This window comes from Nonomuraea sp. NPDC001831 (assembly GCF_042892035.1).
GTDB lineage: Bacteria > Actinomycetota > Actinomycetes > Streptosporangiales > Streptosporangiaceae > Nonomuraea.
Window position 1 is genome coordinate 43,505 of the sequence record NZ_JBIATU010000012.1, and the last position, 18,381, is coordinate 61,885.

The window sequence follows — 18,381 nt, forward strand, 5'->3', positions numbered from 1 at the left end:
CCCGGTCTCTCCGTCGCGGGCCGAAAGGGTTCACGCCCGTGGCCACCTCGGGCGGCGCGAGCAGGGCATGAAAGAGTGCGAATCGAAGACGAGTGTGGGGAGGCAGCGTGGCTGAGGAGTTCGACGTCATCGTGATCGGGGCCGGCCCGGCGGGCGAGAACGTCGTCGCGCGGGCGGTGCGCGGCGGGCTGAGCGCCGCGATCGTCGAGGAGCGGCTGGCCGGCGGCGAGTGCTCCTACTGGGCGTGCATCCCGAGCAAGGCGCTGCTGCGTCCGGTCGACCTGGCCGGCGAGGTGTCCCGGGTGCCGGGGCTCTCGCTCGGGCCGATCGACGTGGCCGCGGTGCTCGCCCGGCGCGACGAGGCGGTCTCGCGCTACGACGACTCAGGCCAGGTGGGCTGGGTCGAGGGCGTGCCGGCGGAGTTCGTCCGCGGCAGGGGGCGGCTCGACGGCGAGCGGCGGGTGGTCGTCACGACCCCCGACGGCGGCGAGCGGGTGCTCACGGCCCGGCAGGCGGTCGTGCTCGCCACCGGCAGCACGGCGGCGGTCCCGCCGGTGCCCGGCATGGCCGAGGCGAAGCCGTGGACCAGCCACGAGGTCACCGCCGCGACGAAGGTGCCCGAACGCCTGGTGGTGATCGGCGGCGGCGTGGTCGCCTGCGAGATGGCGCAGGCCATGCACGGGCTTGGCGCGCGGCAGACGACCGTGCTGGTGCGCGGCGGCGGGCTGCTGGCCAGGATCGAGCCGTTCGCGGGCGAGCTGGTGGCCCGGTCGTTCGCCGAGGCGGGCATCGACGTGCGCCTGCACACCGACGTGGTCAGGGTCGAGCGGCCCGAGCCGGGCGGCAAGGTGACCGTGCACCTGTCGGAGGGCCCGCCGCTGGAGGCCGACGAGCTGCTGGTGGCCACCGGCCGCAAGGTCGCCACGCGCGGGATCGGGCTGGACACGGTCGGCCTGCCCGACGACGCGCCCGTCGAGGTCGACGACAGCATGCGGGCCACCGGCGTGCCGGGCGGCTGGCTCTACGCCGTCGGCGACGTCAACGGCCGCGCGCTGCTCACCCACATGGGCAAGTACCAGGCCAGGATCTGCGGCGACGTGATCGCGGCGCGGGCGCACGGAGACGACCTGCCCGCCATGCGCGACCTGGCCGACGGCTTCGGCGCGCCGCAGGTGGTCTTCACCGACCCGCAGGTCTGCGCGGTCGGCCGTACGGAGGCCGAGGCCAGGGAGGCCGGCTTCCGGGTGCGCGCGGTGGAGTACGACCTCGGCTCGGTCTCGGGCGCGTACCTGCTGGGCGACGGCTACCGGGGGCACGCCAAGGCCGTGGTGGACGAGGACAGGAAGGTGCTGCTCGGCGTCACCTTCGCCGGTCCGGGCGTCGGCGAGCTGCTGCACGCCGCCACGATCGCGGTCACCGGCGAGGTGCCGCTCGACCGGCTGTGGCACGCCGTGCCGTCGTTCCCGACCGTGAGCGAGATCTGGCTGCGGCTGCTGGAGACCTACGGGTTGTAGGCGACGTCCGACGTCCCCCCGGACCAGGTCGGGGGGACGGGCGGCGGGACGGCGCCCACCGTCAGCTCCGCCACGGTCTCCTCGACGCTGCCGCGCAGCTCGACGTGGGGCAGCAGGCCCGTCAGCCGCAGCACCGACAGCAGGTGGTCGGACGGTCTGACCACGATGATCCGGCCGCCCGGCTCCGCCTCCATCCGCTGGATCGCCGTGGCCAGCACGCCGATGGCGGAGGAGTCGTAGAAGACCAGGTCGGCCAGGTCGAAGACGAGGACGGGTCCGGGCGACCAGTCCCACACCGTGTTGACGTGGGCGCTGAACCTGACCCGTCCCGCGTGGTCGAGCTCGCCCGTGGCGCGCATGACGGTGCACTGCTGATGCCGGATCGTCTCGATGCTCAAACCGTTCCCGCCCACCCATGACAACTGCCCTCAGAACGGCGTTATCACAGGTGATCACCAGTTTCCCGTCGAAACGGCGGGCTCTCGCAGGTCGCGCGGCCGAGGGAGCCGGCGCCCCCGCTAGTCCGAGGTGCCGGACTCCAGCGTCGGCAGCACGCCCGGCACCCGCTCGATCACCACGAGGAACGGCGAGACCGTCGGGCTCGGCAGGACGAGCTCGGTGACGTTCCCGTGGACGGTCTGCCCGAAGGGCCCGGCCACGCCGTCCCTGAGGCTGTAGACGCGCTCCACCGTCGGAGCCGCCGTGCCGAGGAGCTTCCTGGTGGCGTGCCGCAGCCAGCGCAGCTCGCTGTTGACCCGCCGCCAGGTCGCCGGGATCATGCTGGCCGCCTCCGCCTTCGTGCCCAGCCGCAGCGTGATCCGCCCGCTGGCCCCGAACGTGTCGCGCAGCACCGGGTTGACCACGAACATGCCCGACCGCAGGACGCGCACGCCCTGCCGGTTGACGTTGGCCAGGCCGCCGCCGCTGATCAGCGAGGACAGCTCGCAGCGGGAGCCGTCGAGCGTGTCGGGGTCGTAGTCGACCTCGGGCGGCTCCTCGAACACGATCTTGTTCAGCCGCAGCCCGGCCGCCCCGTCGTCCTGGACCCGGCCGGACAGGAACGTGCGCACCTCGTCGCAGACGCCGTCGCCCTCCATGATGTCCAGGGCCTCGACGCAGATCAGCCCGTCGTCCGGGATCTCCTCGGGGGTCAGGTCGAAGGCCACGCGGGCGTGCGGGTTGCGGCCGCGCAGCAGCACGCACTGGCGCAGGCGGCCCTGGGAACGGATCTGGACGCAGCGGGGCGTCGTGAAGTCGGGGCCCGTCCTGCCGGTGTGCCAGCCGCTGACCGACCGCTCGTCCATGGACAGCGACATCTGCACCCGCAGCGGCCGTCCCTGCGCGGACACCTTGAAGCCGACCAGCCCGGACGTCTCGAACCTGCCCACGATCTGACTGCCCCGGTGCAGCCGGTCGATCACCTGCAGCGCGGGGAACCGCCCGCTGGTCACGTGCACGGGCGGGATCGCGGGCAGGATCACCGGGTCGAGCTCTGTGATGGGTCCTGTTCCGGTCATCGGGCGCTCCTCGCGGGGGTCAGTGGGGTCTTGGCCAGGTCCTGGAAGTCGAATCGGGTGAGTACGGGGTCCCGCCGCTCCCACATGCGGCGCACCGCCTCGAAGAGCGGGTCGCCGTCGGGCTCGGCGTGTCGCAGGGCGACCGCCAGGGCCCGCGGATAGTCGGGGCCGAGCTCCCAGCGCGGCAGGACCTGGGTCGGCACGTCGGCGCCGCAGCGGCGCAGCCACAACCACAGGCGGGCGCGCTCGCGCTGCTCCAGGCCGAGGATCGTCTCCGCCTTGCCGTGCACGGCGACGGCCTCGCCGAGCCGGTCGCGCAGCTCCTCCGGCGTGCGCGCCAGATGGGTGGCCCCGCAGGCGGCGCCCTCCGACCAGCCGGCCTGGATGACGGGGACGCCGTAGGCGGGCAGATCGCTGCCGCCGAACGTGACGGCGACGTCGGTCATGCTCCACAGGATGTTCGGCGACAGCAGGCCGGAGCGCAGGCGGTCGAGGAACAGCCAGTTGGCCGACTCCTCGGTGGCCGCGTACCGCTCGGTCTCCTGGAACAGCTCGGTGTCGCGGCCCGGCATGTGGCCGAACACCGTGATCGTGGGCCGGCCGGGGTCCAGGCGCAGCCTGGAGCAGCCGTAGAGGCGGAGCTGGCGGCGTTCGGTGTCGGTGCGGACCTGGTAGCCCTCCTTGGCCCGCCAGGCCGTACGCTCGGCGCTCGGCCGGATCGCCTCCCTGTTGGGCCAGATCTGGCGCTCGAAGAACTCCGCGACCCGGCCGGGCAGCTCCTCGCCGAAGGAGACGGGCGTCTCACCCGGGAAGAGCGCGTACGCCTGCAGCGACCCGGTGCCGTGCACGTGCACGACCGGGATGTCGGTGCGCACGCCGGGATCGATCCGGCTGGTGACCAGCGCGTCGGGCGGCCCGAGATCGGCGGCGGCCCCGAACGCCTCGGCCAGCGGCCGCCACCGCGGGTCGGTGAGCACGACCAGCCGGGCCGACAGCAGCCCGCACACGGCCTTGGCCACCATGACGGTGCGCACCACCGCCCGGACGTCCTCGTCGAACGCCTCGGCCACCACGCAACCCGTGTCGCCGGCGCTGTCCCCCCAGTACGCCCTGGCGGCCGAGACCAGTTGATCGACCTGCTCCTCGTCGTCCACGACACGACGCATGAAATCCTCCACCAAGGCCAGGAAGAACCGCCCCGGTGAACGTTGCCAGACCCTCGCGCGCGCACCCGCGCGACAACACGCTTCTTTGCCCGGCGCTGCCCGAATCTCAGACGGCCTCGACCTGGTCGATGACGAAACGGCTGTTGGGGACGGCCGGGGCGCGCCACGACGGCATGCGCAGGTCCTGGGCCGGCACGCCGTAGGTCATCCAGCGGGTCAGCGCGGTCACCGCCAGCTTCATCAGGTCCACGGTGATCCATTCGCCGGGGCACCGGTGCCCTTCGTAGTGGTCGCCGCCGCCCTGGGGGACGAAGTCGTACTCGCCGCCGTCCCATTCGGCGAACCGTTCCGGGCGGAACTCGCCTGGGCGGTCCCACAGGCGCGGGTCGTGGTCGATGCCGTACAGGTCGAGCAGCGTCCGCCGGCCCTGCGGGAAGTGCTCGCCGTTCCAGGTGAAGGGCTTGGCCACCCTGGCGGCGACGAACGGGAAGAACGGGTAGAACCGGCGTACCTCCTGGACGAAGTGCTCGACGAACTGCTCGTCGCCCTCGCGGACGCGCTCGTAGTACTCCGGGTGGGCGTGCAGGGCCATGGCCGCGAACGTCACGAACCTGGCCACCGCCACCGTGGGACGCAGCACGTTGTGCAGCTCGACGGCCGCGGTCCTGGCCGGGAGCAGGGTGCCGTCGGGGTCTCGGTAGCCCGCGATCAGGCCGGTCACCGTGCCGGCGAAGCGGCCGGGGTCCTCGCGGGCGAAGCGGATCAGGCCGGACAGCCACAGGTCGCCCTTGATCCGGGCGTACCGGCCGCGCAGGTAGCGGGGGCCGAGCCCGCCCGCGCCCTCGATGGCCGCCTGGAGGGTGGCGGTGACCTCGGGCACCCGCGCCGGCGGCAGCGGCACGCCCGTCCAGTCGCAGACCGCCTGGCACAGCAGCCTGCTGACCTCCTCGTACAGGACGACCCGCGGCATGCCCTGCCAGGCGCGGATGCGCTCGCGCCAGCGCCGGCCGGCCAGCTCCGCCAGCCGGTCGCGGCCCTCCCGGCCCATCAGCGACATGAACATGGCCTTGCGCGCCCGGTGGGTCTCGCCGTCGAGGGCCTGCACGCCGTTCCTGCCGAACAGCGTCGCCTGGAGCCGCCGGGGCGCGGCGCCGTCCCGGACGAACAGCTCGGGGTCGTAGAACACCTCGGCGGCCTGCGCGCCGGTCATGCAGATGGTCGGCTGGAGCAGCAGCCGCGTCTCGAAGACGTCGGAATCGAGCCGCCGCGCCCGGTCGCCGATGAAGCGGTACGGGTCGAGCAGCAGCGTCAGTGTGTCGTCCAGGACGGGCCTCCGGCGGGGAGCGGTGACCGGCTCACGGACCCGTGCCTGCTCGCGTGGCAACACTCGGTGAGAAGTCATGACCACGCCCTATCCCCGCAGACCCACAGGAAACGAATTCGACGGGAAACCCGGCGAACCAAATCCCGTGGTTCGGCGTCTCACCCGGGGTAGAAGCATCCACCGCCGGCGCGTGCTTCGTCTTTTTACGGAGAGCAGGTCATGGGCGGGTTTAGGATGCACCCAAAAGCCGAGATGGGGAGGTTTTTCCGCATGGGTTCCCGAATGTCGAGCATCGTGCGCCTGACCGGGGCTGCGATGGCCGCGGGAGTGGTGGCCGCGGCCATCGCGTTGCCGGCGGTCGGCGGCACCGGAGCGATGTTCGTCTCGGCATCCGAGGAACTGAACATCAAACCGGAAGACCTCAAAGAACCGCCGCTCGCCGAGAAGACGACCGTCCTCGACGCCAAGGGCAACCAGATCGCCCAGTTCTACGAGGAGTACCGCGAGAACGTCTCGCTCGACCAGGTGGCCGACATCATGAAGACGGCCATCATCTCCATCGAGGACTACCGCTTCTACGAGCACGGCGCGATCGACATCGAGGGCACCGTGCGCGCCCTCGCCAAGAACCTCAGCAGGGGCGGCATCGCCCAGGGTGGCTCCTCCATCACCCAGCAGTACGTCAAGCAGGTGCTGCTCAACTCGGCCACCACCGAGAAGGAGAAGAACGCGGCCCTCGAAGCCAGCTACGCCCGCAAGCTCAAGGAGCTGCGCTACGCGATGGCGGTCGAGGAGAAGTACAGCAAGGACGAGATCCTCGGCAAGTACCTCAACATCGCCTACTTCGGCGCCGGCGCGTACGGCGTCGAGGCGGCGGCCAAGCGGTTCTTCGGCGTCTCGGCGGCCGAGCTGACGCTCCCCCAGGCGGCCACGCTGGCCGGCGCGGTCCAGGACCCGAACCGGACCGACCCCAACCTGGGCAAGGAGTCGCGCGCGCAACTGCTCAACCGGCGCAACGTGGTGCTCGACCGGATGCTGGAGCTCAAGAAGATCACTCCTGAGCAGCACGAGGAGGCCAGGGCCAAGAAGCTCGGCTACAAGGGCACCCCGCTGCCGGGCGGCTGCGGCGCCAGCCAGTACCCGTACTTCTGCATGTACGTGCGCAACGAGATCCTCAGCAACCCGGCCTTCGGCAAGACCAAGAAGGCCCGCACCCAGTTCCTCAACCGGGGCGGCCTGGAGATCAAGACCACGATCGACCCGAAGATGCAGAAGGCCGCCGAGGACGCCATCAAGAAGCACGTCTACGCCTCCGACAACCCGGTCGCCTCCGAGGCCCTGGTCAAGCCGGGCACGGGCGAGATCAAGGCCATGGCCGCCAGCCGCAAGTACGGCAACTCCAGGCGCAAGCACGAGATGTCGTACAACGTGGTGGCCGACGCGGTGCACGGCGGCGGCGTCGGCTTCCAGGCCGGCTCCACGTTCAAGACGTTCACCCTGCTCACCGCGCTCAAGCAGGGCATGAAGATCAACGACGGCTTCAACGTGGGCAGCGGCTACACCGCCCCCAACTACTGGGCGTTCAAGAACTGCAAGGGCCAGAACGTCGGCGACCCCACCCACACCGTCACCAACGACGAGGGCGGCGGCGGCTTCAAGTCGCTGGCCACCGGCACCTGGGGCTCGGTGAACACGTTCTTCATGACGCTGGAGCAGAAGGTCGGCCTCTGCAAGGTGGTCGAGACCGCCAAGTCGCTCGGCATCAAGCGCTCCGACGGCGGCAAGCTCCAGGAGTTCGAGACGTTCACGCTCGGCATCAACGAGATGGACCCGGTGACCGTGGCCACGGCCTACGCGGCGATCGGCGCGCGCGGCAAGTACTGCCCGCCGACGGCCATCACCCAGATCACCGACCGCAACGGCAAGGTGACCGAGTACAAGCCCAAGTGCACGCAGGCGTTCGACCCGGAGGTCGCCGACGCGGCGGCGAACATCCTGTCCGGCGTCTTCACCAAGGGCACGATGCGAGGGGTCGGCGGCATCGGCCGTCCGGCGGCGGGCAAGACCGGCACCACCGACGACCAGGCCACCGCCTGGTTCGCCGGGTTCACCCCTGACCTGGCCGGCGCGGTCAGCATCGGCGACCCGCGCGGCTCGACGACCCACAAGCTGAACAGCATCACCATCGGCGGCAAGTACTACCCCTCGGTCTTCGGCGCCTCGATCCCCGGCCCGATCTGGAACGCCACCATGAAGGCCGCGCTCAAGGGCACCCCGGCGACGGCCTTCACCCCGGTCGACTCCTCCCGCTTCGGCGGCTGCGGCCAGGGCTGCGCCCCCCGCAGGCAGGAGCCCGACGACAGGGACCAGGGCCTCACCGACGTCAACCCCGACGGCGACTTCGGCCCCGGCCAGGGTTACCAGTTCGGCGACGGCAACGGCAACGGTCACGGCCGCGGCCGGGGCAGGCGCTAGAGACAGGCGTCAGGGGTATCCGGCGCGTCCCGGATACCCCTTACGGACGGGCAATATGTCGTGATCGACCTGCGGCGGGAAAACCTCCGGCGGTGACCACCGCCCCCACCTGAGCAGATTCGGCGGGCGTCCGCACACCCGGACGCACCCCCTGCAAAGGCCCTATTAACAGCGACGAAACATTGGTAACGTGGGAGCGCTCCCAGGATCTTTCCGCGAGGTGCTCCATGACCGAGCAGCCCACACTGGCACAGGTGGCGGCCGCTGCAGGGGTTTCCCCCGCGACCGCATCTCGAGTCCTCACGGGCTCGGTGCGGGTCAGTACCTCGACCCGCCGGCAAGTCTACGACGCCGTCTCCCGCATGGGCTACGTCCGACAACGCGCGCCCAGGGGCAGCGCCGCCAAGACGCTGACCGACGGCGTCACGGCGGTGATCTGCGACCATCTCCCCCGCCTGTTCTCCGAGCCGTACTACGCCAGGCTCCTGTCCGCCGCCGGAGCGGTGATCGCCGAGCACGGCACCCACCTCATGGTGACGACCGTGACGCCCACCTCCTCCACGCTGCCCGCGCTGTCGGGCGCCGTCCTCATCGTCGGCGCGCGAGAACGCCATCCGCTGGCCATCAAGCTGTCCACCGCCGGCATCCCGGTCCGCAACATCGGCCGGCCGCCCCACGACCTCAAACTCCCCTACGCCGACGTGGACAACCTCGACGGCGGCCGGCAGGCGGCCGAGCACCTGCTGTTACAGGGCCGCAGGAACGTGGCGGCCATCGGCGGCCCGCCCTCCCTGCCCGCCGCCCGCGACCGGCTCGAAGGGCTCGTCCGCACCCTGCGGTCGGCCGGCGCCCCCGACGTGCCCGTGGCCTACGGCGACTTCACCGCGGCCTCGGGCACGCACGCCATGCAGTGGCTGTTACGCCACGCGCCCGGCCTCGACGCCGTCTTCGTCGCCTCCGACCTGATGGCGGCCGGCGCGATCCAGGCCCTGCGCCGGGCCGGCCGCAAGGTGCCCGCGGACGTCGCCGTGATCGGCTTCGACGACGCCCCCGTGGCCCGGCACACCGTCCCGGCGCTGACCACCATCCGCCAGCCCGTCGAGGAGCTCGCCACGGTCGCCACCCGCCTGCTGCTGACCGGGGCGACGGGGATCGACCCCGTCCTGCCCACGGAACTGGTCATCCGTGAGTCAGCTTGAGCCGGGGGACGTGCTGGCCCGGCGGTACCTGCTGCTGGACCCGCTGGCCCACGGCGGCATGTCGGTCATCTGGCGTGCCTTCGACCAGTCGTTGCAGCGGCTGGTCGCGGTCAAGGTGCTGACCGCCTCCCTCCACACCGACCACGGCGAACGCGTCCGGGTGCGCAGCGAGGCCCGTGCCGCGGCCCGGTTCATCCACCGGGACTCGATCGAGATCTACGACTACGGCGAGACCGTCACCGCGAAGGGCGGCGTGGCCGCGTACGTGGTGATGCCCCTGCTCGACGGCACCCCGCTGGCCGAGCGCATCGCCGAGGGGCCGCTGCCGTGGACCGAGGCGGCGGCCATCGCCCTGCGGCTGGCCCGCGTGCTGATGGCCGGGCACGCCCGCGGCCTGGTCCACCGGGACGTCACCGCCGAGAACGTGCTGCTCACCGCCGACGGCCCCAAGCTGCTCGACTTCGGCATCGCGGCCTGGGCCGGCGACCCCGACGACGACCGCGGCACCCCGCCCTACGTCGCCCCCGAACGCCTCCTCGCCGCCCCCACCCACCCGGCCGTGGACGTGTACGCCCTGGGCGTGCTGCTGTTCGCCATGCTCACCGGGCGCACCCCGTACCCGGAGACGACGTGGGAGGAGATCGAGGCGGCGCGCCGGACCGATCCCCCGCCCCGGGTGACCGGCGTGCCGCACGGCGTCGCCTCGCTCTGCCAGAGCTGCCTGGCGCACCTGCCCGAGGAGCGGCCCACGGCCGAGCAGATCGTCGCGGCGCTGACCTCGGCGCTCGGCACGGCCGGGATCGCCCGGCAGGTGCGGCGCGGGCTGACGGCGGCGGGGTCGGCGCTGCTGGCGCTCACCGTGCTGCTGTGGTTCCAGCGGTCCGAGCCGGAGCCGGTGCTGTCGCCGCAGGTCACGCCATCCGTCGCGCCCCCCGTCACGCCATCTGTCACACCATCCGTCACGCCCCCCGTCACGCCATCTGTCACGCCCTCCGTCACGCCCTCCGTCACGCCGGCCGCCTCGGCGTCGGCCTCGCGGGCGCTGCGGAGCTCACCGGCCGGGCCGCTCACCGTCGAGCAGGCTGTGGACGGCTTCCACGACACGCTCGAAGACGGCGAACCGTGCGACACGACCGACGCGGACGTGGTGCTCGACCTGAAGCAGGTGCTGGACTCGCTGGTCCGCGGGCCCGTGGTCACCGGCACGGCCGAGGTGCGGCGCAAGGTCGCCGACCGGGCCAGGGAGGGCCGCCTGGCCCCCGCCTGCCGGGCGGAGCTGGAGGCCAGGCTCAAGGTGATCGACCGGGCCATGAAGCCCGGCTGAGGGGTACGGCGGGACCCGCACCCCTCACGCCCGCCGGATCAGGCGCAGCCGCACCCCTCACGCCCGCCGGGTCAGGCGCAGGCGTACCCCGAGGGCACCCGTGTGTCGCCGTCGGGCCGGGCGGCCTGGAAGCCGAACGTCGTGCTCGCGTTCGGGGCCAGGGTGCCGTTGTAGGGGAGGTTCCGCACGGTCACGGCGCCGCCGCTGACGGAGACGTTCGCGCCCCACGAGCCGGTGACCGTGTGGCCCGGCGGGAGCGTGAAGGTGACGGTCCAGCCGTTCAGGGTGGCGGCGCCGCGGTTGGTGACGGTGACCGGCTGGATGACGTAGCCGTTGCTCCAGGCGTTCTGCGTGGTCGCGGTCACGGCGCAGCCGCCTCCGCCGCCGCTCTGGGTGGTGACCGTGACGGCCGCGGACTCGGGTGAGAGGTTGCCGGCGCCGTCGCGGGCCCTGACGCGGTAGCGGTAGGTGGTGGCGGGGGTCAGGCCGGTGTCGGTGTAGGACGTCGTGGCGCTGGTGCCGACCTGGGTGAAGGTGTCGCCGGTGGCGCGCAGGATGTCGTAGCCGGCCAGGCCGCTGCCGCCGGTGTCGGTGGAGGCGCCCCAGGTGAGGGTGGTGGCGGCGGCGGTCGTGCCGGAGGCGGCCGGCGTGCCCGGCGTGGACGGCGGCGTCCGGTCGGTCGTGCCGCCGCCCGAGCCGAAGGTGAAGGAGTCCACGGCCAGCCCCGCACCGCCCACCCAGGGCTCGAACCCGGCCTGGACGCTGGTCAGGTACCACGAACGCTGGGCGTAACCGCGGCTGACGGCGTCGGAGTAGAAGGTGTCGACGGCGAAGTCGAGCGAGGAGGTCGCCGAGGTGCGCACGTAGGAGACGACGTTCCAGCCGATGTTGCCGTACCAGACCTGCCAGGTGCCGCCGGCCAGGGTCGCCGTGCCGACCTGGGAGCCGACCGGCTGGATCGGGCCGCGCTTGTTGAGCCAGATCATCACCTCCGCGCCGGTGTTCTGGCCGTCGGTGCGCGGGGTGGGGTCGAACCAGATGTCGTAGGCGGCGTCCCAGGTCCCGGAGGCGGGGTAGGTCATGGCGACCGTGGACCTCAGCGCGCCGAAGCCCGCCGAGCTCGCCTGCGCGGGCAGGCCGCTGCCGGTGGTGCAGGCGGCGTAGTGGCAGCCGGCGTAGACGGCCGGGTAGGCGGCGGGGGCGCCGTTCGTGGCCTTGTCGTGGTCGGCGCGGGTGACGGTGAAGCCGCCGTTCTGGTTGACGTCTATGCATTGCGCGGTGTCGGCGCCCCAGACGTTGTTCATGACGATGTAGCGGCCGTTCTGGACGGTGGCCGAGCCCCACTTCTCGCACAGCACCGGGGCGGCCTGCGCCGGTGCCGCGAGCAGGCCGGCGCCGAGTGACGCCGCGACGGCCAGGATGATGATCTGCACGCGCCTCATGGCATGTTGCTCCCGCTTCTCTGGTCGAGGGAGGTGCTGGGAGCGCTCCCATCATTCAGCGTCCCGGCGTCGCCCCTCGTACGGCAAGCGGCCGGGCCCGCGCCCGCCGGCCCGGTGCCGGGCCACCAGGGCAACCGTGACCGAGATCGGCTGAAAGTTTCACACCGCGTTGTCGGGACGGCGCCGCCCATGGTTCAATGCGCTGGCCGGGCGGGCTGATCGTGGGCGTTCCTGTGTTCCCCTGCGCGAAGGAATCCCCATGAAACACTTTCGGACGGCGGCGCTCACCGCCGCCCTGGTCCTGCTGGCCACCGTCCTGATCGCGCCGCCGCAGGCGCAGGCCCACGGCGTGTCCATGTTCCCCGGCGCCAGAACCTTCCTGTGCTGGCAGGACGGCCTGCGCGAGAACGGCCAGATCCAGTCCTACAACCCGGCCTGCGCGGCGGCCGTCGCCCAGAGCGGCGCGACCCCGCTCTACAACTGGTTCGCCGTGCTGCGTTCCGACGGCGCCGGGCGCACCAGCGGCTTCATCCCCGACGGTCAGCTCTGCAGCGGCGGCACCGGCGGCCCCTACGACTTCACCGCCTACAACGCCGTCCGCTCCGACTGGCCGCTGACCCACCTGACGTCGGGCGCGAGCATCCAGATGCGGCACAGCAACTGGGCCCAGCACCCCGGCACCTTCGTCTACTACGTCACCAAGAACGGCTGGAACCCCGACGGCCCGCTCAAGTGGTCGGACCTGGAGTCGTTCGGCAGCGTCACCAACCCGCCCGCCAGCGGCGGCCCCGGCGGGCTCAACTACTACTACTGGAACGCCCAGCTCCCCTCCGGCAAGACCGGGCGGCACATCATCTACACCCACTGGATCCGCTCCGACAGCAACGAGAACTTCTACAGCTGCTCCGACGTCGTCTTCGACGGCGGCAACGGCCAGGTCACCGGCGTCGGCCCCGGCGGCGGCACGCCTTCGGGCACGCCCACGTCCACCCCGACGGTCACCCCGACGGTGACCCCGCCCCCCGGCGGCTGCACCGCCACCTGGAAGGCCACCGACACTGGCTGGGCCGGCCACTTCCAGGGCGAGGTGACGGTGAAGAACACCGGCACCACGTCACTGAACGGCTGGACGGTCAAGTGGACCTACCCCGGCGGCCAGGGCTTCGACGGCGCCCCCTGGAACGGCGTCCTGTCGTCCCAGCCGCCGAACGTCTCCGTCAGGAACGCCTCCTACAACGGTCAGCTCGCGCCGAACGCGTCCACCACGTTCGGCTTCAACGCCACCGGCTCGATTCCGAGCCCCGCACCCGCGCTGACCTGCACGAGCCCGTGACCGGAGCACGTCGCGGGAAGATCGCGGCAGGCGTCGCCCTGGCCGGCCTGGCGCTGGCCGGGGCGACGCTGTTCGCCGCCCGCCAGGAGTCGGCGCGGCTCGACCAGGAGCTCGCCGCCCAGGTGACGCTGATACTCGAACGGGCCACGCCCGAGGAGCACCACGAGCACGGGCACGGCTTCGGGTCGCGGGTGGTGTGCGCGGTGGAGCCGTTCGGCACGGACCCGCCGGACGCCGCCGGCCTGGCCGAGGTGCGCTGGGTCTACGCCCGGCACCTGTGCGCGATCGTCGGCGAGAGCCGCGACTGGGCGATGTCCGTCCGGGCCTCGGGGCCCATCGCCGTCCGGCTGGGCGTGCCGCCGCAGGTCAAGGTGCCGGCCCCTGGGCCCGGATATCCGGAGCGGGTCCGGGCGCTGATCCCCGCGCGCTACCACGACGAGGCGTTCGCCGACTTCTCGGACGAGGCGGCCATCGACGCGGCCCGCGAACGTTTCTCCCACGCCCAGGACCCGCGCTGACCGCGTCAAGGCCGGGACACGGCGGGCGGCGCAAACGGACGCGGCCGGCTGGGGGTTCGCCGGCCGCGTCCGTCCCATCCGGGCGGGATGGTGTCGCGGGCAGGATCAGTTGATCGGCCTCACCTCCTCCTTCTCTAGCCGGCGCAGGTGTAACCGGACGGAACGGACGTGTCGCCGTTCGGACGACCGGCCTGGACCCCGAAAGCGGTGGCGGCGCCGGGCGCGAGCGTGCCGTTGTAGCTCAGGTTCCGCGCCGTCACGGTCCGCCCGCTGACCGTCACCGCGGCGTTCCAGAAGCCGGTCACGGTGTGGCCGGCGGGCAGCGTGAACGTCACCGTCCAGCCGTTCCTGGTGGCCGTGCCGGTGTTGGTCACCGTGACGGGCTGCAGGACGTACCCGTCGCCCCACTGGCTCTGGACGGTCCCCACGGCCGTGCAGCCGCCGTCGCCGCCGCCGGCCAGGGTGGTGAAGGCGGCCGTGGGCGAGGCGGCCGACTGGTTGCCCGCCGCGTCCCTGGCCTTGACGTGCACCTGGTAGGCGGTCGAGGGCGACAGGCCGGTCAGGGTGATCGAGGTGGTGGCCGTCGCCCCGAGCGGGACGCCGGCCGAGGTGTAGACGTCGTACCCGGTCACGCCCACGTTGTCGGTGGCGGCCGGCCAGGTCAGGGTGGCGCCGGACGAGGTGACGTTCGAGGCCGCCGGGGCGCCGGGGGCGCTCGGCGGGGTCGGGTCGGTGGTTCCGCCGTAGACGGACGCCGGCCGGGCCGTGGCGGCGATGCCGTTGGCACCGTTGAACAGCCGCTGACCCCACGGGGTGAGCCGGGTGACGTCGAAGCCGGTGACCTGGTCGAGGTACTCGACGCCGCCGCCGTTGCCGCTCCACGACCAGCCGAGGTAGCCCAGGCCGCGGCTCACGGCCTGGGCCATGATCGTGTCCTCGTCGGGGTCGCCGTCGGAGTGGTCGAACCCGAACTCGCCGATGACCAGCGGCAGCCCGGCGGTCCGGAACGCGTCCAGGTACGACGTGATCTCGGCGGCGGTGTCGTAGACGCCGTACATGTGCACGGAGAAGATCGTGTTCTTCTCGGGGTCGGCGGCGAGGACGGACGCGGCGTTGTCCCGCATGACGTTCTGCCAGTCCTGGCCCCAGGCGGGGGCGTCCACCATCAGCGCATGGTGGATGCCGTTGGCGCGCAGCTTGGTGATCGCGGCCTTGGTGGCCTCGGCCCAGCCGGGCGTGGTGGCGTTGTTGCCGATCGGCTCATTGCCGATGTTGACGACGACGTAGTCCTCCTGCCCGGCCAGGGCGCTCTTGACGCTGATCCAGTAGTCGGCGGCCTGGTCGAGCGTGTACGCGCCGCTCTGCTCGCCGTACCCGGTGGTGTCGTGGTCCTCCAGCACGCAGATGAGCTTGTTCTGCTTGCACAGGGAGACCACGCCGGCCACGTCGGAGGCCGAGTTGGCGCTCCACCGGCCGCCGCTGAGCACGACGCGCACGGTGTTGGCCTTCAGCGACCTGATGTCGGCGAACGCCTTGGTCTGGGCCGGGTACCAGGTGTGGGCGTGGCTGGTGCCGCGCATCACGAACTCCTGGCCGTTGCCTTCCAGGATCTTCGTGCCGCTCACGTGGATGCCGGTGGCGGCCCGCGCCGCGGTGCCCGGCAGGATCAGGGAGGCGGTCACGAGCGCGGCGGCGAGCGCCGGCGCGGTGAAGGGTGATCGCATGTGCTGCCTTTCCCTGAGCGGGTGGATCCGCCCCCGCCCCTGCTCGGCGGCCGGGGCGAGGGCGGGGTCGGGGGCTCAGGCGGGGGTGCAGGTGATGGCGGGGGTGGACGGCGTGCCGTTGGCGATGAAGCCGAACGTGGTCGTGGCGCCGGCGGCCAGCCCGCCGTTCCACGTCTCGTTCCTGACGGACACGGACGAGCCGGTCTGGGTGAGCTTGCCGCCCCAGAGCTGGGTGATCTGGTTGGCCGACGTCCAGGCGGCCGTCCAGCCCGTGATGGCCGCCGGGCCGGCGTTCCTGACGGTCACCTCGGCCTGGTACGCGCCGCCCCAGGAGTTGGTGACCTTGAACGTGGCCGCGCAGCCGCCCTGGGGCGGGTCGGCGGTCGTGAACGACGTGCCGTCGGACGGCGTCGAGCTGTTGCCCGCCGCGTCCCTGGCCACCACCGAGACCGTGTACGCCGTCGCCGGGCTGAGCCCGCCCAGGTCGTACGAGGTGCCGGTGGCCGTGCCCGCCTTGGTGGACCCCAGGTAGACGTCATAACCGGTCACGCCCACGTTGTCCGTGGAGGCCGTCCAGGTGACCTTCGCGCCCGAGCCGGTGATGCCCGAGACGGACGGTTTGCCCGGCTTGCTGGGAGGCGTCCTGTCCTCGGAGTCCGTGGTGGTGAACGTCGTCTCGTCCGAGGACGCCGAGGTGTTGCCCGCCGCGTCCCTGGCCACCACGTGGGCGGCGTAGGCCGTGGCAGGGGTGAGCCCGCTCAGGTCGAAGGAGGTGCCGGTGGCCGTGCCCGCCTTGGTGGACCCCAGGTAGACGTCGTAACCGGTCACTCCCATGTTGTCCGTGGAGGCCGTCCAGCTCAGCTTCGCCGCCGTGCCCGTGATCCCGGAGACCGCGGGTTTGCCCGGCTTGCTGGGCGCTGTCGTGTCCTGCTCCTCCGGACCCGGGGGCTCACCCCAGATCTTGGTGGCGCCGCTGTAGAGGGTGATGTTCTTCGTCTGCACCGGCGTCGCGCCCGGCGTGGCCGGGATGCCCTGGTACGACCAGTCGTCGGCCGGGTTCCAGGCGCCCGCGCTGGTGATCCTGAACTGCACCTCCCTGCGGTGCTGCGACTGCCCGGCCGGGGCGATGGCCTGCCCCGAGCAGTCGATGTCCACGTAGAGCACGCTCCCGCCGGCCGAGCCGAGCGTGGGGGCCTTGCACTGCGTGTAGGCCGACGACACGCTGATCTGCGAGGCGGTCGTCGAGCCGTCGAGGGTGAAGTAGTAGCGGAACGAGCCGTCCGACAGGACCCGGGCGGGCCAGGCCGACTGGTTGCGCACGATGGCCTTGATCTCGGTGAAGTTCGTGCCGGAGGCGTTCACGCCGGCCTCGACGAAGATCTCCGGGCCGTCCGGGGTCTCGGCGGGCGGGAAGTTCGCCGCGGGCGCTCCCCCGTACTCCTTGTAGAGCCGGGCCAGCGCGCCGGTGAAGCCGGCGTTGTAGTCGGTCGCGACCTCGTTCATCACGTAGTCGTCGCGTTTGTCGGCGTAGACGTCGTCGGGGTCGGGCGGGCCGCCGACCAGCGCGCCGTACAGGGTGTGGCGGCTGTTGACCGGGTTGGTGATCTGGTCGGTCCACGAGCCGTGCGCGGTGCGGTGGTGCGGGTTCTTCGGCGGGTTGGCCCCGAACCCGATCAGGTACGAGGAGTTGCGCGGGTTGTCGCCGAGCGCGTAGTTGATCTGCCGGACCGCGAAGTCGTGGTAGCGGGCCTTGCGCTCCGGGTCGGTGATCGAGTCGCTGTGCACTAGCGCGACGAACGAGGTGTTGGCCGCGTACCGCAGCGACCCCCACCGGTCCAGCACGGCCTGGCCGCCCGGCGAGTATTTGACCTTGGAGCCGTTGACGCCGACCGTCCACCAGTCGAGCCAGCGGTCGGCGTCGTCCAGGTACTTCTGCTTGCCGGTGAGCTTGTGCAGCAGCACGTACGCGCCGTACGACTTGTCGTCCCAGGCGATCGTCCACTTGTACGACTTCGTCGTGGTCTGCGGCTCGTTGCCCAGGTTGTCGTAACCGGCCTCGGCCTTGGCCAGGTAGGCGGCGTCGTTCGTGGCCCGGTAGAGCCAGATCGCCCCCCAGACCAGCTCGTCGTTGTAGCCGCTCCAGGAGTTGTAGTAGCCCTGGGCGTCGCTGATGCAGTCGCTGTACTTCTTCCTGACCGTGTCGGCGAAGGAGTAGAGCTGCTTGGCGTGCGTCACCAGCTTGTCGGCATACGCCGGATCGGTCGGGCGGAAGACGATCGACGAGGCCGCCATCGCCGCCGCCGTCTCCCCCGCCAGGTCCGAACCGCCGCAGGACGCGTCGATCTTGTAGGCGGGCCGGTTCATCTGCATGGCCTCGGCCGGCCCCCACCAGGCGTGGTCGGTGCCGCCGTTGCCGACCTGCCCGTACAGCACGTTGGCCGACGGGTGGGCCTTGACGAAGTAGTCGTTGACGAACCTCAGGTTGTTCAGCAGGTGGGTGAGCTGGCCGGAGCCCGCGTAGGCGTCGCGGTACTCCACGCCGCCCCAGGCCAGCATCGTGGCCGAGAAGGCCATCGGGAAGCCGAACTTGACGTGGTCGCCCGCGTCGTACCAGCCTCCGGTCAGGTCCAGCCCGGCGTCCTTGCCGTCGTTCAGGCCCGAGTCGCCGCGCCAGGAGACGCGGTTCCAGGCGGGCAGGTCGCCCGACTGCTGGGCCTCGTAGAACCACAGCGACTTCTGCAGCGCCTCACCGTAGGCGAAGGCGGGCGCGGCCGCGTGGGCCACCGGCCCCACCCCTGCGAGCAGGGGCAGGACCAGCGACGCCGCGGCGATCATCGCCGGCTTT

13 protein-coding genes are annotated in these 18,381 nt (G+C 71.9%); 6 read left to right on the forward strand and 7 right to left on the reverse strand.

The genetic code is table 11. The features are described 5' to 3' along the window. Nucleotides 1–107: 107 nt before the first annotated feature. Nucleotides 108–1,514, forward strand: a complete 1,407-nt coding sequence (locus ACFYYW_RS32625; protein ID WP_387654416.1) for a dihydrolipoyl dehydrogenase family protein — start codon at nt 108–110, stop codon at nt 1,512–1,514. On the opposite strand, the gene ACFYYW_RS32630 is transcribed toward ACFYYW_RS32625, so the two are convergent. From ACFYYW_RS32630 to ACFYYW_RS32645, 4 genes are all read right to left on the reverse strand, one after another. Further along, complete coding sequence (locus tag ACFYYW_RS32630; protein ID WP_387654419.1) at nt 1,502–1,912, reverse strand: STAS domain-containing protein; 411 nt, start codon at nt 1,910–1,912, stop codon at nt 1,502–1,504. The two genes, ACFYYW_RS32625 and ACFYYW_RS32630, sit on opposite strands and share 13 nt — an antisense overlap. Nucleotides 1,913–2,032: 120 nt before the next feature. Next, nucleotides 2,033–3,031, reverse strand: coding sequence for a hypothetical protein (locus tag ACFYYW_RS32635; protein ID WP_352325283.1), 999 nt, complete (start codon nt 3,029–3,031; stop codon nt 2,033–2,035). Continuing rightward, complete coding sequence (locus tag ACFYYW_RS32640) at nt 3,028–4,197, reverse strand: hypothetical protein (RefSeq protein ID WP_387654422.1); 1,170 nt, start codon at nt 4,195–4,197, stop codon at nt 3,028–3,030. Before ACFYYW_RS32640 ends, ACFYYW_RS32635 begins: the two co-directional genes overlap by 4 nt. A 106-nt stretch (nt 4,198–4,303) precedes the next feature. Continuing rightward, nucleotides 4,304–5,599 carry a cytochrome P450 gene (locus ACFYYW_RS32645; protein ID WP_364412860.1) on the reverse strand — a complete coding sequence of 432 codons (1,296 nt, stop codon included), beginning with the start codon at nt 5,597–5,599 and terminating at the stop codon, nt 4,304–4,306. A 192-nt stretch (nt 5,600–5,791) separates the two neighbouring features. Between ACFYYW_RS32645 and ACFYYW_RS32650 the strand changes: the two genes are divergently transcribed. From ACFYYW_RS32650 to ACFYYW_RS32660, 3 genes are all read left to right on the forward strand, one after another. Continuing rightward, on the forward strand, nt 5,792–7,996 hold the full coding sequence (locus ACFYYW_RS32650) for a transglycosylase domain-containing protein (protein WP_387654426.1): 2,205 nt from the start codon (nt 5,792–5,794) through the stop codon (nt 7,994–7,996). A gap of 227 nt (nt 7,997–8,223) precedes the next feature. Further along, the gene (locus ACFYYW_RS32655; protein ID WP_352325287.1) at nt 8,224–9,195 is read left to right on the forward strand and encodes a LacI family DNA-binding transcriptional regulator; all 972 of its coding nucleotides are present in this window, start codon (nt 8,224–8,226) and stop codon (nt 9,193–9,195) included. Next, entirely contained in the window at nt 9,182–10,519 is a 1,338-nt protein-coding gene (locus tag ACFYYW_RS32660; protein ID WP_387654429.1) for a protein kinase, read from the forward strand. The genes ACFYYW_RS32655 and ACFYYW_RS32660 overlap by 14 nt, the downstream gene beginning before the upstream one ends. A 71-nt stretch (nt 10,520–10,590) precedes the next feature. Here the strand turns inward: ACFYYW_RS32660 and ACFYYW_RS32665 are convergent, their stop codons facing one another. Next, nucleotides 10,591–11,952, reverse strand: coding sequence for a cellulose binding domain-containing protein (locus ACFYYW_RS32665; protein ID WP_387654432.1), 1,362 nt, complete (start codon nt 11,950–11,952; stop codon nt 10,591–10,593). Between the two features lie 268 nt (nt 11,953–12,220). On the opposite strand from ACFYYW_RS32665, the gene ACFYYW_RS32670 reads away from it, so the two are divergent. Both ACFYYW_RS32670 and ACFYYW_RS32675 read left to right on the forward strand, forming a co-directional pair. Then, nucleotides 12,221–13,294 carry a lytic polysaccharide monooxygenase gene (locus ACFYYW_RS32670; RefSeq protein WP_387654435.1) on the forward strand — a complete coding sequence of 358 codons (1,074 nt, stop codon included), beginning with the start codon at nt 12,221–12,223 and terminating at the stop codon, nt 13,292–13,294. Further along, the gene (locus ACFYYW_RS32675; RefSeq protein WP_387654438.1) at nt 13,291–13,812 is read left to right on the forward strand and encodes a hypothetical protein; all 522 of its coding nucleotides are present in this window, start codon (nt 13,291–13,293) and stop codon (nt 13,810–13,812) included. Before ACFYYW_RS32670 ends, ACFYYW_RS32675 begins: the two co-directional genes overlap by 4 nt. Before the next feature lie 134 nt (nt 13,813–13,946). Here the strand turns inward: ACFYYW_RS32675 and ACFYYW_RS32680 are convergent, their stop codons facing one another. Together ACFYYW_RS32680 and ACFYYW_RS32685 are read right to left on the reverse strand one after the other, a co-directional pair. Then, on the reverse strand, nt 13,947–15,536 hold the full coding sequence (locus ACFYYW_RS32680; protein WP_387654441.1) for a cellulase family glycosylhydrolase: 1,590 nt from the start codon (nt 15,534–15,536) through the stop codon (nt 13,947–13,949). 75 nt (nt 15,537–15,611) lie between these two features. Beyond that, on the reverse strand, nt 15,612–18,371 hold the full coding sequence (locus ACFYYW_RS32685; protein ID WP_387654444.1) for a glycoside hydrolase family 9 protein: 2,760 nt from the start codon (nt 18,369–18,371) through the stop codon (nt 15,612–15,614). Nucleotides 18,372–18,381 lie beyond the last annotated feature (10 nt).